Here is a 15,181-nt window from a genome sequence, read left to right on the forward strand (position 1 = left end):
GGTGGTGCAGGGCATCAGCCACGGCGCAGGGCCTCCTCGGCGGCGGCGCGTCCGGTGCGGACGGCGCCTTCCATGTAGCCGGCCACCCACTGGTCGGACCCGCAGACGTAGAAGGGGGGTTCGTGAGTGCCGTGCCGGGGGCCGACGGCCATGACGTCGCCAGGAGTCCACTGGGTGACGTACCCCTGGGTCCACGGGTCGGTGCCCCACATGCGGATGAACGTGGCGAGCGGCTGGTACGCCTCGTCGCCGTAGAGGCGCGCTACGTCGGCCAGTAGTTCGGCGGTGCGCAGCGGGGCGGGCGTACCGAGGAGGACGCCGTAGCGTTCGGGCGGGACGAGGGCGGAGAGGATTCCTTCGCTCTGCGGCCAGGTGCTGCCGAGGACCCCTTCGCTTTCGGAGAGGCGGCTGAGGCCCTGGTCGCGCCAGAAGGGTCTGGCGTACGCGGCGGTGAACTTGGCGGCGAGGGCGTGGCGTTGGCGGTGCAGGGAGGAGAGGCGTTCATCGCAGACCCCGGTGACGGCGACCGCGCGGAGCGGGCCGGCCGGGAGGGCGCTGACCACGGCGGCGGCGGTGAGGGTTTCGCCGCCGGCCAGGCGTACGGAGCTGCGGCCGGGCCGTCGTATCGCGACCGCCTCGACGGGTGAGCCCGTACGGATCCGGCCGCCGAGGGCCTCGGCCATGCGCAGGGCCACGGTCGCCGAGCCCTCGGCCACGCGCAGGCCCTCCCACGCCTCGTACTCGTAGTGGCCGGTGCCGGGTACGGCGGCGTGTTTGCGGAGGGACGCGAGCAGGGAGGTCCGTTCGCAGGAGCCGTCGGCGAGGGCGAGTTGGCCGATCTCCCAGAGGCGTACGACGGCCTGTGTGGCGCCCTGGGCGCGGAGCCAGTCGCCGACGGACAGCCGGTCGAGGGGTGCGGCCTCGGGGTGGGACCAGGGGTCGGCCGGGTCGACGGTCGCGGCGAGCGCCGTGAACGCGGCGGTGACCTTGGCGTGGCAGGCGTCGTCGCCTGGGCCGAACCAGTGGGGCGGGTCCGTGGCGGAGACCCCTTCGGGGGTGGCGCGGGTGAGGGCGCCGGGCTCGGCGACGTAGCTGGGGACCAGGGTGAGGCCCAGTTCCGCGGCCAGGGTGGTGTAGGCGGTGTGGGCCCGGCCCGCCACCTCCCCGCCGAGCTGGACCAGCCGGCCGTCGGGGAGGGTGGTCTGTTCGACGCGTCCGCCGACGCGGTCGCGGGCCTCGACGACGAGGACGTCGGCCCCGCCCGCGGCCAGGTCGCGCGCGGCGGCGAGACCTGCCAGTCCGGCGCCGAGCACGATGACGTCGTGGTTCATGGGGTGTGCTTCCTTCGGTCGGTGCCGGATGGCAGCGGGGTGCCGGGAGGATCGGTCAGTCGAGGACCAGGCAGTGTTCGGGGTTCCAGCCGATCTCGACGCGTTCGCCGCCGCTCCAGCGGTCCTCCATGCGGGAGCGGACGGTGTTCTGCTCCAGGACGGACACCGTGACGCCGGGGGCCAGTTCGATGAGGTAGGTGGTGGTCGGGCCGGAGTAGACGGTCTCCCGGACGACTCCGCCGACCTGGGCCATGCCCGGTTCGAAGCCGGAGAGCCAGATCTTCTCGGGCCGGATCGAGAGGCTGACGCGGCTGCCGTCGGGGACGCCGGAGCGGGTGCCGACGGGCAGGGCGGGGCCCTGGTCGAGGAGGACGCGGCCGGAGCGGTAGGTCCCCGGGACCAGGTTGGATGTGCCCATGAAGGAGGCCGTGAAGCTGCTCGTGGGGCGTTCGTACACGTCTTCCGGCGTGCCGCACTGCTCGATGCGGCCCTCGTTCATGACGGCGAGGCGGTCCAACATGGTCAGGGCCTCGTCCTGGTCGTGGGTGACGAAGACGAAGGTGATGCCGACCTCGCGCTGGATCTGTTTGAGCTCGACCTGCATCCGGCGGCGCAGTTTCAAGTCGAGGGCGGCCAGCGGCTCGTCCAGGAGCAGGACTTGCGACCGGTTGACCAGGGCGCGGGCGAGGGCGACGCGCTGGCGCTGGCCGCCGGAGAGCGTGGGCGGTTTGCGGCCGGCCAGGTCCCCGAGCTGGACGAGGTCCAGCATGTCGCCGACCCGTCGGCGGATCTCGGCGCGGGGTACGCCACTGCGCTTGAGGCCGAAGGCCACGTTGTCGGCGAGCGAGAGGTGGTCGAAGAGGGCGTAGCTCTGGAAGACGGTGTTGACGTTGCGCTTGTTGGGCGGCAGGCCCGTGACGTCCTCGCCGTCGAGCAGGACGCTGCCCTCCGTGGGGTCGGTGAAGCCCCCGGTCATGCGCAGCAGGGTGGTCTTTCCGCAGCCGGAGGGGCCGAGGAGGGAGAAGAACTCGCCCGGGGCGATGTCGAGGGTGACGTCGTGGACGGCGTAGGTGTCCGTGGTGCGGTACTGCTTGGCGACCCCGTCGAGCCGGACGGCGGGGTGCGGGTTCGGGTGGTGCATCGGTGTCACTTCCCCGGGAGCAGGTCGAGGCCGCCTCGGCGGCCGAAGAGGCGCGGGATGGCGAGTGCGAACGCGATGAGCGCGATGGAGCCGACGAGCATCAGGGTGCCGACGGCGTTGATGGTGGGCTGGACGCCGAACCTGATGGCCGAATAGATGCGGACGGAGAGCGGCTGCGGGTCGACGCCCGTGGTGAAGTAGGCGAGGACGAAGTCGTCGAAGACCAGGGCGAAGATCAGTACCCCGGACGCGAGGATGCCGGGGAGCAGCGCGGGCAGGGTCACCAGGCGCAGGGCCTGTCCGCGGGTGGCTCCGAGGTCCATCGCCGCCTCCTCGACCTCCGGGTTGAGGGCGGCGATGCGGGAGCGCAGGATGACCGTGACGTAGGAGATGGAGAAGGTGATCTCGGCGAGCATCACGGTGGTGGTGGACAGGGTGATGCCGAGGCCCTTGAAGAGCATCATCGCGGCGACGCCGGTGACGATCTCCGGGGTGATCAGCGGTACGAGCATGACCAGGCCGGCGAAGGAGCCGAGGCGCCCGCGGCCGCGGACCAGGCCCAGGGCGAGGGCCACTCCGAGGACGAGCGAGACGGCCATCGCGACCAGGGACACCCGAAGGCTCATGCCGAGCGAGCCGATCAGTACGTCGTCGCGGAGGAACGCGTCGTACCAGCGCGGGCTCACCCCGTCGAAGACGGTGAGGGACTTCTGCGCGTTGAAGGAGAACAGGACGACGACGCCGACGGGGAGGTAGAGCAGCGCGAAGAAGACCGCGGTGACGGCGATGGCGAACCGGGGCCGGCGGTCGGCTCCGCGGCGGCGGCGCGGGGTCATCGGACCGCCTCCGCCTCGTCCTTGCGGGTGCGCCTGAGGTAGCCGAGCATCCCGAGCAGCAGGACCCCCATCAGCAGGATGGTCAGGGCCGAGCCGAGGGGCCAGTTCTGGCCCTGGAAGAACTTGTCCTGGATCAGGTTGCCGATCACGATCTGGTCGGGGCCTCCCATGAGCTGGGCGCTGACGAAGTCGCCCATGGCGGGCAGGAAGACGAGGACGCAGCCGGCTGCCGCGCCCTGGCGGGTGGCGGGCACGGTGACGAAGAGGAAGGTCCTCAAGGGGCCGCCGTAGAGGTCCCGTCCGGCCTCGATGAGCGAGGTGTCCATGCGCTCCATGGCCGCGTAGAGCGGGATGATCATGAAGACGACGAAGCCGTAGACGAGTCCGGCGATGACGACCCCCGGGGCGGTCTGGAGGATCTTGGTGTCGCCGTCGGGCGAGGCCGGTGGCGCGCAGGGCCTTGAGCAGCGGCCCGTCGTCGGAGAGCACCACGGACCAGCCGTACATCCGTACCAGGTAGTTGGCGAAGAACGGGACCACGATCGCGGCGATCAGCAGGTGCTTGAAGCAGCCGCCGCACAGGGCGATGGCGTAGGCACCGAGGTCGGCACGCTGGTGCTCGCCCTGTGCGACGGCCTCGGCAACCGTCTGATGCTGGAGGACCCCCGGATCGACCTCGCCACGGCCCAGTCGACGATCTGGCGGGCGATCGCGCCGGCCCTCGGGATCGCCCCCGTCTTCCCCGAGGTCGCGCCGGGGAGCGCCCCGGGAGTCGCCCCGGCGCTCTGACGGCGGGGGCCGCGCCGGGGGCGGGGGCCGCCCCGGGCCTTCACCGGGCGCGCGGCCATCCCGTACGCCTCCGGGAGGCGCGCGGCCCGCGCCCGGACGGCAGGGGTGCTGCCAGGCCGAAGACCACGGTGATCCGGGCGCCGCCGCGGGGTCCGCGGGCGATGCGCACCGAGCCGCCGGTGACGGACCCGGCCCTGCGGGCGATGTCGAGGCCGAGCCCCGAGGAGCCGGTGCTGCTTCCGCGGGAGAGGGCCTGGTCCGGTTCGGGGATGCCCGGACCGGCGTCCTCCACGACGAGCTCCACGGCCTGCGCGGTGCGGGCGACGCGCACGGCGAAGGGGGTACCGGGCGGGGTGTGCCGGAAGACGTTGCCGATGAGCGCGTCCACCACGGCGGCGACGTCGTCTTCGGGGAGGCCGACGACCGCGGGCTCCTGGGTGAGGTCGAGGGAACAGGGGCGGTTCTGCTGCTCCGCCAGCACCGACCAGAAGGCGGTCCGGCTGCGCACGACGTCCGCCGCCTCGCAGCGGGGTCCGGCCGGTCCCGGGCGCGCGGCCCGGTGCGGCGTGCCCGCTTCCGGGCCGAGCATGCCCTGCCCCATCGGGCCCACGGCGAGCGGGGTGCGGGCCGCGGTGATGATGGCCCGGAGTTCCGTTTCCAGTGCGCACACGGCGGCCTCGACCCTGGCCGACTCCGGTGAGCCGGCCATGCGTTCCGTTGCCAGGTGCAGGGCCGTCAGCGGGGTGCGCAGCCGGTGGGACAGGTCGGCGACCAGCTCGCGTTCGACGGCGAGCAGCTCGGTCATCCGGTGGGCCATGGTGTTGAAGGCGATGCCCGCCTCGCGCAGTTCCCTGGGGCCCATGGGGTCCACGCGAGCGTCCAGATTGCCTTGGCCCAGGGCCTGGGAGGCGTGGGCGAGCCTCTTGGAGGACCTGACGACCTTCGCGCCGAGGCGGTCGGCGACCAGGACGCAGCCGCCGACGAGTCCGACGGCGAGGAGGAGCATGACCGCCCAGGAGGCCGTGACCCCGCGGGTCAGCTCCTGTTCGGGGACGAAGTTCTCGATGACGGCGACCTGGTCGCCGGGCAGTACCACCGGCTGCAGGCAGATCCAGCCGCCGGGAATCCGCTCGGAGATGGACTCGCGGCCCTGCTGGGCGCGTTCGAGCAGCGCCCCGGGGGCCCGGGACGTGCCGAGGGCGGGCTCGTCCGGCAGGTGGACGACCACGTACTCGGCCGCGTCCAGACTGGCGGCGGATTCCCGCAGCGCGGACGGATCCGTCGTCAGTGTCAGTACGGGGGCCAGGGCGGCGGCCCGCTGCTCGGCGGCGGTGACGCTCTGCTCCTTGACGAGCGACATCACCAGGGCGGCCAGCGGTATGAGGAAGGAGAGGGCGACCATGGACGTGACGGCGAGCGCCACTCCGGCCAGGGAGCGTCTCACCGCGGCGCCACCAGCTTGATGCCGACGCCGCGGACGGTCAGCAGGTAGCGCGGGGCGGCCGCGCGTTCGCCGAGCTTGCGGCGCAGCGACGACAGGTGCACGTCGACGGTCTGGTCGTCCACGTACGGCTCGCGCCAGACCTCGGTCAGCAGCCGCCGTTTGGAGACGACCTGCCCGGTGTGGTGGGCGAGGAAGGCCAGGAGATCGAACTCGCGGCGGGTGAGCCGCAGCTCGCGGCCGGACAGGTGCGCGGTGCGCGCCCCGGGGTCCACCGCCAGCTCGCCCACGGTGGTGGGGCGCAGCGGTTCGGCCGCCGCTGACGGCATCGGACCCCGGCCGCCGTGCGCGGCACGGGCGGACGGCAGGTGGCTGGTGCGCCGCAGGACGGCGGACAGGCGTGCGATGAGCTGTCCCCCGGAGAAGGGTTTGACCAGGTAGTCGTCGGCGCCCGCGTTGAGGAGCCGGATGATTTCCGCTTCGTCGTCGCGGGCGGTGGCCACCAGGACGGGAACGGAGGAGATGCCCCGGATCATGCGCAGGGCGTCTCCTCCGTCCAGATCGGGCAGCCCCAGGTCGAGGACCACCGCGTCGACGGGCGACTGGGTGACCTCGCGCAGGGCGCCGAACCCGTCGCCGGCGCTGCGTACGGCATACCCGTGCTCCGCCAGGACTTCGATCAGTGACTGGCGGATGCTGGGGTCGTCTTCGACGACCAGGACGCTCGGCATGGGCACACCTTAGGTGAACGCTCGTTCCTATCGGTCGCCGAAGGCCGGACCCTCGTCGGTGACGCGCAGGTGGACGGGGCGGTCGGAGACCGGAATGGTGCAGCCTTCCTCGGAGCTGCAGCTCGCGTACCCGAACAGGACGGTCGCGTCCCCGTTGCCGTCCAGGCGGACGGGCAGTGTGGTGGTGACGGGCCCGTCCGGGTAGACGGGGAGCGGGGCGTCGACGCCGGGCACGCTGATCGTCCGTACCTCCGCCGCCGCCGTCAGCTTCCCGTCCGCCCGCAGGACTCCGGCGACGTCCATCGACGTCGGCCGGCCCACGCCATCGATTCCGGTGGCGGGCAGGTCGGTGCTGTAGAGGTGGAACCCCTTCTCCTCGGGGGTGAACACCGCGGTCAGGGTGGCCCGCGGCGGCTGCCAGTCCGAGACCGAGAGCGTGACGGTGACCCCGTTCTCGGTGAAGCTCGTCGTGGGCGCGGAGCCGGTCGTCGCGGGCTGCTCACCGCAGGCCGTGAGCGCGGCCAGGCAGAGCAGGGCGGCCGCGAGGCGGGCCTTGCGGAAGTGGTGCGCGTACGGGGACACGTTCATGGCTGTGCTTTCGTCAGGGGAGGGAGGCGAGGGAGGCGAGGGAGGGGAAGGCCTGCGGCTCAGACGGCCGTGGTGTACGCCGCGCTCCACAACTGGAGCCGGTACACGAGGTCGTTCCACACGCCGGTGGCCAGCAGGACGCCGACGAGGACGAGCATGCCGCCGCCGGTCCGCAGGACCCACCGGTAGTGCCGTTTGACCAGGCCGAAGGCGCCCAGGGCCCGGCGGAAGGCCAGGGCGGCCAGGATGAAGGGCAGGCCGAGCCCGAGGCAGTAGGCCGCCATCAGCAGGGCCCCGCGGGCCGCGCTCGCCTCGCTCCAGGCTAGCGCCTGTACGGCAGCCAGCGTCGGGCCGATGCACGGGGTCCAGCCGACCGCGAACACCGCCCCCAGCAGCGGCGCGCCCGCCAGACCGAGCACGGGCCGCCGGTGGCTGCGGAACTCCCGCTGTGTGAAACCCGGCAGGAATCCCATGAAGGACAGCCCCATCAGCACGGTGAAGACGCCGAGCACCCGGGTGACCGCCTCCTGGTGGGCCAGCAGGGTGCGGCCGGCGTACCCGAACAGGGCGCCTCCGGAGACCAGGACGGCCGTGAAGCCCAGGACGAACAGCAGCGCGCCGGCCGCCATGCGGCCGCGCTGCCCGCCGCGGGCGTCCGCCAGGTCGGATACCGACAGGCTGGTCACGTAGCTGAGGTAGCCCGGCACGAGCGGCAGTACGCACGGTGAGAGGAAGGAGACGAGTCCCGCGAAGAACGCCACGGGGGCGGCGACGGCCGGCGTCCCGTGGAGGAGGGAGGGGGCCGCGTCCGCGGGGGCAAGTGCCGCCAAGCCGGCGACCGTGGCCACGCCGGTGAGCGCCGTCATGCCGGTGAGCGCCTTCATGCCCGTGAGCGCCGTCATGCCCGTGAGCGCCGTCATGACGTCTCCTGCGCGACGCGGGTGAGCAGGGGGCTCAGTTCCTCCTCGGTGACCGCTCCCCCGATGCTGACGGCGATCCGGCCGCGGCGGTCGATCACCAGCGTCGAGGGGATGGTCTGCGGGTTGAGGAGCGCGGGCGGAAAGCGGAGCAGGAGCTCGCCGGTGGGGTCGTGGAGGCTGGGGAAGCCCAGGCCGTGCGCGCGTACGAAGGACCGCGCCGTCGCGCGGTCACGGTCGCGGGTGTTGATCCCGAGGAACCGGACGCCCTGCGCCCGGGTCTGCCCGCTGAGCCGCTCGAGGTCGTCGGCCTCCGCGCGGCAGGGCCCGCACCACGATCCCCAGACGTTGAGGACGACCACCTGGCCCCGGAACTCGGCGAGGCCGACCGGCTTCCCGTCCAGGTCTGCGCCCTCCAGCGCGGGCGCCTGCGGCCGGACGGCGGAGTCCACGACCGCGGCCGCGGACATGGTCCTGACCGTGGCGCTCCCCGGGCCGGGCGGCTCCCCACCGTCACCACCGCCACCGCCGTCCTCGCCGCCGCTGGAGGCGGCGCCCGCAGCGGCGTAGAGGCACCCGGCGAGCGCCACCGCGAGGCCGGCGCCGACCAGGGCGGTGGTGCGTGGGACCGCGCGTCTCATGACGCCCACTTACGGAGGAAGGCGCCGATGCCGTCCGAGGTCAGGGCGGGATTGCCGGTGACGTGCGTGTCGGTGCGCACCGTGCCGGACGGCGAGACCACGACCAGGACGGGCATCTTGTACGTCCCGCCCGAGGGGCTGTACGTGCGCAGGAGGGCGGAGTTGGCGGAGCTGTTGCCACCGATGTCCACCTTGACCAGGTGGTACGAGGCTCCGAGGACCGCTGCCGTCTGCGGCTGGGCGAACACCTTGTCGGCGGCCTTGCAGTTGCCGCACCAGTTGGCGCCGAAGTCGAGCAGCACCATCCGCCCGTCGGCCTTGGCCGCGCGCAGCGCCGCGTCGATCAGCTTCCGCGCGTCGGCCGAACTGTCGTAGCCGGGGCCGGGGATCCGGGCCGCCGGGGCAGGTGCGGCGGAGGTGCGGGACGGCTTGGGGGCGGGCTCGGCGGGCTGGGCGCGCGAGGGGGTGGGCGAGGCGCCGGCCGGAGCCCTGACCGAGGCGGAGGCCGATGCCGATGGCGGCGGCGTGACGGACGCCGACCGGGACGCCTCGGCGGACGCGGACGCGGACTCCGTCCCGGCCGGGAGGGCCTGCGACGGCTGTCCGGCCGTCGCCGGCGCGGCGGCGCCGGTGGCGCCGGTGGGCTGGCTGGACGGGCCGCACGCTGCGGTCAGCCCGGCGGCGATCACGGCCGCCGCCACCAGGGGCACCCGCACGCCCAGGGCCGCGGCGGAGCGCGGGCGCGTCGTGCGGCGGGCTGCACGGACGGGTCGGAGTATGCGAGAAGTCATGGCGAAGACACCCCAAGGCACGGTTCGGAGTACGGGAAGCGCGAGACGCTTTCCGGATCGGTGGAGCCGATGGCGCGACGGCTCGATGATGCGCCGGGGCAGTCCTGCCCGGGCGCCGAAGGCCACTCGGCTGACGCGAGCATAGGACCGCGGGGGGCCGCCGGAACCGGGTGAGCGTGATCTTGAGGTTCCCCTAAGGAACAGCTCACCTTCCGCTTCGCTGCAGCTCGGGGGATGAGCGTGCACAAGGGCGTGAAACCCGTAAAGGGGACGAGAGGGTCGAGGGGGACGAGGGGGACGAGGGGCGCGGACCGGTCAGAAGGACGTCTCGCGCACGCTGGCCCTCGCCGACGGGTTGATCGTCGCCGTGATGACCGAGCGGTGGTCCGCGCTGGTGAACGTGACGGTCAGGGTGTCGTCCGCGGTCTGCGAGGTGCCGGCCTTGTAGCCCCGGCTGGGCACCGCGGAGATCAGGCAGACGCCGCGGCTGCCGTAGCGCACGGTGACCTTGCCGCCCTCCGAGGGGACGGTGTGCAGGCCCGGTCCGCCCTCCTCGCAGTCGACGCGCGGTGAGGGTGCTGTCGTCCGAGGCGTTCCCGTTGGGGCCTTCATGGAAGGGGGCGTCGAAGCCGGGGGTGAGGGCCGCCCGGTCGCGGTGGGCGAAACACGGGGGGTGGCGCTCGGGACGTGCGGGCTCGGGGACTGGCTCTGCACCGCCTGCCAGGCCGGCGGCGTGTCGACGACCATGGGGGCGGACCGCGCGACGGGAGGCGTGTGCCTGGTCGAACCGACCACGAACTGGACCGTGGCGAGCACGGCGGTCACGCTGGCGGCGGTGCAGGACAGCCATATGAGCAAGTAGCGCGGAATTCGGGGCACGGCCCCATAGTGACCGACCCGTCGGCCCGCCCGTCACCGCCTCCCCCGTAAGAACGCGGCCCGCCGGCCGGACCCCGGCCGAACCCCCCGCCGACCCCGATCCGGCCGGGAACGCCGACGTCCTCCTGGCCCGCTGACGGGCCAGGAGGACGTGTGCCGGGCCCCGTGGGGGCGGGCCCGGAGGAGGTGGGGGCGGGGGTTGCTACTTCGGCGTGCCGAAGTTCTGCGTCCACCAGGGGCCGCCGTCGCCCTTGTGGAAGCCTATGCCGATCTCCCGGAACCCGCAGTTGAGGATGTTGGCCTTGTGGCCGGGGCTGTTCATCCATGCGCGCATGACCGCGGCCGCGTCCGCCTGGCCGCGGGCTATGTTCTCGCCCAGGCGGGACCAGCCGTATCCGGCGGCTTCCACGCGGCTGGTCATGGTGGAACCGTCGGGCCCGGTGTGGGACATGACGCCGCTGCGGGCCATGGTGTCGCTGTACCCCCGCGCCGCGGCGCTCAGCTTGGCGTTCGCGGTCAGTGCACCGCAACCGGCCGCGGCCCGCTCCTTGTTGACCAAGGACAGGACCGCGGACTCCACGCCGGACGCACCGGAGGAACCGCCCGAACCACCGGAACCACCGGAACCACCGGAACCGCCACCGCTGGTCGCGGCGGGCGTACGGGTGGGGGGCTTGGGCTTGACGGCCGGGGCCGGGGCCGCGGGCGCCGGGCGGCTCGCCGCCGCCGACTTCGTGGGTGCGGCGGATCCGGTGGCGCCGGCGGTGGGCGTCGCGGACGGCATCGCACCCGTCGCTGACGCGGCGGCGGCGGAGAGCGTGGGAGCGGCGGGAGAGGCAGCAGAGGGGGTTGCCGTCGCCTGCTCACCACCGGAACCCGCCGCTCCGGACTTCGCCCCGGCAACCCGTGCGCCGTCGTCGGAGTCGGCCACCGCGACCCCGACCGCCACCACCGCGGCCGCCGTGCTGAGGGACAGCACGATGCGCGTGCGCACCGTCTTCTTCCGTCGCGCCTCGACGCGGGACGGAGCTCCGGGGGTTCGGCTGCGGCTCATGCCTGTGGCACCTCTCGGCGAAAAGGAAGGACGGGCCCCCGAGCGTAAGGCGACGACCAGCGGAAACAGCGCCCCGGAGGTGTTCTTCAAGGTCCCTTAAGGAAGCCCGCAGATTCGGCACAGGAACGCAGTTGGACCCAGCCGCCCGGGCCGCGCCCTGGTCAGCACTCCAGCCAGATCGGATTGGTGAAGGCGGCGGGTGCGCCGGGCAGCGGTGGCGCCTGCGCCGGGTGACGGACCTCTGCGCGAACGTACGCGGATCGCGCGGGCGTCGTGCGCCACTCCAGGCAGGTTGCCCCGGGCGCCGTGAAGACCGGCCCCTGGTCCGTGACCAGCCGCAGGTCACAGCCCTCGGCCCCGGTCACCGACAGCCGTACGAGGACCTCCGCGACCGGGTCGGCGGACCGCAAGCGCTCCCCGATGCCCGCGTGGGCTCCCCGGGGGCCGACAGCGGTGAAGTCGACGGAGACGGCGGAGGATTCCGCGGCGTAGGCACGGCCGGCGCGCAGGCCCGCCAGGATCGCCGTACGCGAAAGATCGTCGGCCAGGACCACCGTCTGGGGCCCGCCGATGCGGTCCGGGTCACGGTGGTAGTCGCTGTGCGCCAGCGCCGGCAGCCAGCGGTCGCCCTGGGCACCGCGCAGGGTGGCGTCCCAGGAGGCGAGGGAGACCTCGTCGTCGGGCGTCCAGGCGCCGTTCCACACTTCCACGGCGTCGGCCTCGCCGAAGCCGAACTTCCAGGCGCAACCGATGCAGGTGGCGTGCGGGTGAGCGGGTACGACGAGTCCGCCGGCCTGCCGGACGGCGCGGGCGAAGCGCTCGAAGCGGCCGTCGCGGGAGCGGTAGCGCCAGTCGACGAACGTACCCGGATCGGTGCCGACGGCAAGGACGTGGCCGGTGCGGGTGGTGATCTCCTCTCCGGTGAGGACGAGCAGGCCCTGGTCGGCGGCGCCCGCCCAAGCGCCGTGGGAGCTGTGGGTGTTGTGTTCGGAGGTGTTGACGAAGTCCAGGCCCGCGGCCCGGGCCAGGCCGGTGATCTCGGCCGGGGTGCGGCGGCCGTCGGAGTGCACGGAGTGCACGTGGCAGTCCCCGCGGTACCAGGCGCGGCCGCGGCCGGGGATCCGCTCGGGCGGGTAGGCCACGGGTGCGGGGGCCGCCGGTTCGCCGTACGTGAGGGCGACGTCGATCTCGTACGGCAGGCCCTGGGGGGCCACGGTGTAGGGGCCGAGCACGATGTGCCAGCGGCCGGGCTCCAGCGGGCCGGGCAGATAGCCGGGGGTGGTCTCGTCGGCGCGGAGGAAGAACTCGCTGCGGGCGCCGCCGGACCAGCCGCGGAAGCCGCGGCCGCCGAGCGCGGTGCCGCGCTGGTCGAACAAGCCTATGTCGAGGGCGTTGCCCGGGGTACCGGGCGGGGTCGGCGGCTTGTCGTAGCGGTAGGAGACGTGCAACTCACGTATGCCCAAGGGGACATCCATGGGGACGTATACGAAGTCCGGGGCGCCGGGCGGGATCGTGCCACGCAAAGTCGTGGTGGTGGTGTGGGTGGTGGTGGTCGGCTCCGTGTCCGCGGCCGTTCCCGCGGCCGTTCCCGCGGCCGTTCCCGCGGCCGTTCCCGCGGCCGTTCCCGCAGCCGCGGCGGAGGGGGTGGCGGCGACGGTGGTGGCCGCCGCGGTTGCCTGTGCCAGCAGTGCTCGTCTACTGAGGGCCATGGTCCCGAGCGTCGCCGGTCAAGGTGAATCCGGCGTGAACGGCGCCGCGTTCGGGCCGAGCGTCGCACGCCCCACCCCGAACGAGCCACCCCCACAAGGACCTTCGGACACATATGTGGATGGACATCGCATGGATGGATCGAGCCCAGGGTCTTGCGCGAACCCCTGTTCCGTTTCTACTCTCCCGGCCAATGGTTAGGAACTATTCCTAACCATTGGCCGGTGCTCCGCATCGACCGCTCCCCCCACTCGCGCAGCACTCACCCCGAGGACGCCCGATGTCACGAGCACATCAGCAACGTTCCGCGCACAGAGACCGTCGCCGCCCCCGCTGGCACCGCCCGCTGGCGGGCTTCGCCGCCGTCGCCGCCGCCATGGCGGGCCTCACCGGCCTCAGCGCCCCGGCCGCGACGGCCACCGATACCGTGGCCGCGGCCACAGCCCCGGCCGCCGTCGGCGCCGCCCTGCCCCGTGCGGCCGAGGCCGCCCCGGTGCTGGTATCGACCGGAAAGCCCGCGACCGCGTCCTCGGTCGAGGCGAGCGGCTTCGAGCCCGCCAAGGCCGTGGACGCCAACGCCGCGACCCGGTGGGCCAGCCTGGAGGGCGTGGACCCGCAGTGGCTCCGCATCGACCTCGGAGCGGCCCACACCATCAGCCGGGTGAAGCTCAACTGGGAGGCCGCGTACGGGAAGACGTACAAGATCCAGACCTCCGCCGACGGCACGAACTGGACGGACGTCTACTCCACCAGCACCGGCAACGGCGCCACCGACGACCTGACCGTCACCGGAACCGGGCGCCACGTCCGCATGCACGGCACCGCGCGGGGCACCGCGTACGGCTACTCCCTCTGGGAGTTCGAGGTCTACGGCTCCCCGGTCTCCGGCGGCTCCGACACCACCCCGCCCAGCGTCCCGGGCAGCCTGCGCTCGACGGCCACCACCGCGAACAGCGTCTCGCTCGCCTGGAACGCCGCCACCGACAACGTCGGCGTCACCGGTTACGACGTGTACCGGGGCACCACGCGCGTGACAACGGCCACCGGAACCTCGTACACGGACACCGGCCTCACGGCCTCCACCAGCTACGGCTACACGGTCAAGGCACGGGACGCGGCGGGCAACACCTCCGCCGCGAGCAACACGCTCAGCGTCACCACCCAGCCCGCGAGCGGCTCCGGTCCGGCGGTTCCGTTCGGCAGCCACACCCGCCCCTACGCCCCCGGCACGCTGAAGCCGACGGGCGCCCAGGGCACCCTCGACCAGAAGACCATCGACTACTACACCAACTGGAAGTCCGCGTTCGTCCGCCAGAACTGCGGCAACGGCTGGTACCAGGTCATCTCCCCCGACGCCGACCACCCGTACGTGGCCGAGGCGCAGGGGTACGGCATGGTGATCGCCGCGACGATGGCCGGCGCCGACCCGGACGCGAAGAAGATCTTCGACGGTCTGACCAAGTGGATGATCGACCACCCTTCGGCGATCAACCCGGACCTGCTCGCCGCGGAGCAGGACACCGCCTGCCGAAGCGTCAACGGCGGTGACGGCGCGACCGACGGCGACATGGACGTCGCGTACGGGCTGCTGCTCGCCGACAAGCAATGGGGCAGCACGGGCACGTACAACTACAAGGCACTCGCGGTGAAGCACATCAACGCGATCAAGAAGGACGAGCTCAACCCGTCCACCAACCTGCTGAAGCTGGGCGACTGGAGCAGCTCCGGCGACCAGTACTACTACATCTCCCGCACCTCGGACTGGATGGTCGACCACTTCCGGGCCTTCCGGACCGCGACCGGCGACGCGGCCTGGGACACCGTCCGCACGGCGCACCAGAACCAGATCACCAGCCTGCAGGCCTCCTACGCGCCGAACACCGGACTGCTGCCCGACTTCGTCGTCAACACCAACACCACCCCCAAGCCCGCCCCCGGGCAGGTTCTCGAGGACCCGAACGACGGCGCCTACTGGTGGAACGCCTGCCGGACCCCCTGGCGCATCGCGGACGATGCGGTGACCAGCGGAGACGCCAAGTCCCTCGCGTCGGCCCGCAAGCTCAACAGCTGGATCAAGACCAAGACGGGCGGCGACCCGAACAAGATCGCCATCGGCTACAAGCTCGACGGCACGCAGATCTCCTCCGGGAGCGAGGCGGCGTACTTCGCCCCGTTCGCACTGGCGGCCATGACCGACCCGGGCAGTCAGGCCTGGCTGGACGCGCTGTGGAACAAGATGCTGGCCGCCCCGATCGACACCAGCAGCTACTTCTCGGCGAGCATCCAGCTCCAGGTCATGATCACCGCCTCCGGCAACCACTGGGTCCCGTAACCC

Annotated in this window: 16 protein-coding genes; 3 read left to right on the top strand and 13 right to left on the bottom strand. The window is 72.8% G+C overall.

Annotated features, from left to right (window positions below; all coding sequences use genetic code 11):
- Window positions 1-14 precede the first annotated feature (14 nt).
- From MTF69_RS09320 to MTF69_RS09335, 4 genes are read right to left on the bottom strand one after another with little or no spacing between them, the layout of a single operon-like run.
- Window positions 15-1,331: an NAD(P)/FAD-dependent oxidoreductase gene (locus MTF69_RS09320; protein WP_243332448.1), complete on the bottom strand. Its 1,317-nt coding sequence runs from the start codon at window positions 1,329-1,331 to the stop codon at window positions 15-17.
- A gap of 55 nt (window positions 1,332-1,386) precedes the next feature.
- On the bottom strand, window positions 1,387-2,472 hold the full coding sequence (locus MTF69_RS09325) for an ABC transporter ATP-binding protein (protein ID WP_243332451.1): 1,086 nt from the start codon (window positions 2,470-2,472) through the stop codon (window positions 1,387-1,389).
- A 5-nt stretch (window positions 2,473-2,477) separates the two neighbouring features.
- Window positions 2,478-3,308 carry an ABC transporter permease gene (locus MTF69_RS09330; protein WP_243332453.1) on the bottom strand — a complete coding sequence of 277 codons (831 nt, stop codon included), beginning with the start codon at window positions 3,306-3,308 and terminating at the stop codon, window positions 2,478-2,480.
- A complete protein-coding gene (locus MTF69_RS09335) occupies window positions 3,305-3,667 on the bottom strand; it encodes an ABC transporter permease (protein ID WP_374322538.1) in 363 nt (120 codons plus the stop codon). The genes MTF69_RS09330 and MTF69_RS09335 overlap by 4 nt, the downstream gene beginning before the upstream one ends.
- A 199-nt stretch (window positions 3,668-3,866) precedes the next feature.
- Between MTF69_RS09335 and MTF69_RS09340 the strand changes: the two genes are divergently transcribed.
- Window positions 3,867-4,097: a hypothetical protein gene (locus MTF69_RS09340; protein WP_243332455.1), complete on the top strand. Its 231-nt coding sequence runs from the start codon at window positions 3,867-3,869 to the stop codon at window positions 4,095-4,097.
- Window positions 4,098-4,137: 40 nt separating this feature from the next.
- Here the strand turns inward: MTF69_RS09340 and MTF69_RS09345 are convergent, their stop codons facing one another.
- The 7 genes from MTF69_RS09345 to MTF69_RS09375 form a co-directional block, all read right to left on the bottom strand.
- A complete protein-coding gene (locus MTF69_RS09345) occupies window positions 4,138-5,541 on the bottom strand; it encodes a HAMP domain-containing sensor histidine kinase (protein WP_243332456.1) in 1,404 nt (467 codons plus the stop codon).
- Window positions 5,538-6,269: a response regulator transcription factor gene (locus MTF69_RS09350; protein WP_243332459.1), complete on the bottom strand. Its 732-nt coding sequence runs from the start codon at window positions 6,267-6,269 to the stop codon at window positions 5,538-5,540. Before MTF69_RS09350 ends, MTF69_RS09345 begins: the two co-directional genes overlap by 4 nt.
- A gap of 27 nt (window positions 6,270-6,296) precedes the next feature.
- The gene (locus tag MTF69_RS09355; protein ID WP_243332462.1) at window positions 6,297-6,857 is read right to left on the bottom strand and encodes a hypothetical protein; all 561 of its coding nucleotides are present in this window, start codon (window positions 6,855-6,857) and stop codon (window positions 6,297-6,299) included.
- 59 nt (window positions 6,858-6,916) lie between these two features.
- Window positions 6,917-7,723, bottom strand: a complete 807-nt coding sequence (locus MTF69_RS09360) for a cytochrome c biogenesis CcdA family protein (protein WP_374322586.1) — start codon at window positions 7,721-7,723, stop codon at window positions 6,917-6,919.
- A gap of 50 nt (window positions 7,724-7,773) precedes the next feature.
- The gene (locus MTF69_RS09365; RefSeq protein WP_243332463.1) at window positions 7,774-8,415 is read right to left on the bottom strand and encodes a TlpA disulfide reductase family protein; all 642 of its coding nucleotides are present in this window, start codon (window positions 8,413-8,415) and stop codon (window positions 7,774-7,776) included.
- Entirely contained in the window at window positions 8,412-9,206 is a 795-nt protein-coding gene (locus MTF69_RS09370; protein WP_243332465.1) for a thioredoxin family protein, read from the bottom strand. The genes MTF69_RS09365 and MTF69_RS09370 overlap by 4 nt, the downstream gene beginning before the upstream one ends.
- A 315-nt stretch (window positions 9,207-9,521) precedes the next feature.
- Window positions 9,522-9,818 (bottom strand): hypothetical protein, encoded by a 297-nt coding sequence (locus MTF69_RS09375; RefSeq protein ID WP_243332467.1) that lies wholly within the window; start codon window positions 9,816-9,818, stop codon window positions 9,522-9,524.
- Between the two features lie 61 nt (window positions 9,819-9,879).
- Here MTF69_RS09375 and MTF69_RS09380 point away from each other — a divergent pair, with 61 nt between their 5' ends.
- The gene (locus MTF69_RS09380) at window positions 9,880-10,068 is read left to right on the top strand and encodes a hypothetical protein (RefSeq protein ID WP_243332469.1); all 189 of its coding nucleotides are present in this window, start codon (window positions 9,880-9,882) and stop codon (window positions 10,066-10,068) included.
- A 219-nt stretch (window positions 10,069-10,287) separates the two neighbouring features.
- Here MTF69_RS09380 and MTF69_RS09385 read toward each other — a convergent pair whose 3' ends face one another.
- Window positions 10,288-11,139: a CAP domain-containing protein gene (locus MTF69_RS09385; RefSeq protein ID WP_243332471.1), complete on the bottom strand. Its 852-nt coding sequence runs from the start codon at window positions 11,137-11,139 to the stop codon at window positions 10,288-10,290.
- 161 nt (window positions 11,140-11,300) lie between these two features.
- A complete protein-coding gene (locus MTF69_RS09390) occupies window positions 11,301-12,848 on the bottom strand; it encodes a CehA/McbA family metallohydrolase (RefSeq protein ID WP_243332472.1) in 1,548 nt (515 codons plus the stop codon).
- Between the two features lie 278 nt (window positions 12,849-13,126).
- On the opposite strand from MTF69_RS09390, the gene MTF69_RS09395 reads away from it, so the two are divergent.
- A complete protein-coding gene (locus tag MTF69_RS09395) occupies window positions 13,127-15,178 on the top strand; it encodes a glycosyl hydrolase family 8 (protein WP_243332473.1) in 2,052 nt (683 codons plus the stop codon).
- The last annotated feature ends 3 nt before the right edge of the window (window positions 15,179-15,181 follow it).

It is taken from the genome of Streptomyces sp. AP-93 (assembly GCF_022808175.1).
Classification (GTDB): Bacteria; Actinomycetota; Actinomycetes; order Streptomycetales; family Streptomycetaceae; genus Streptomyces.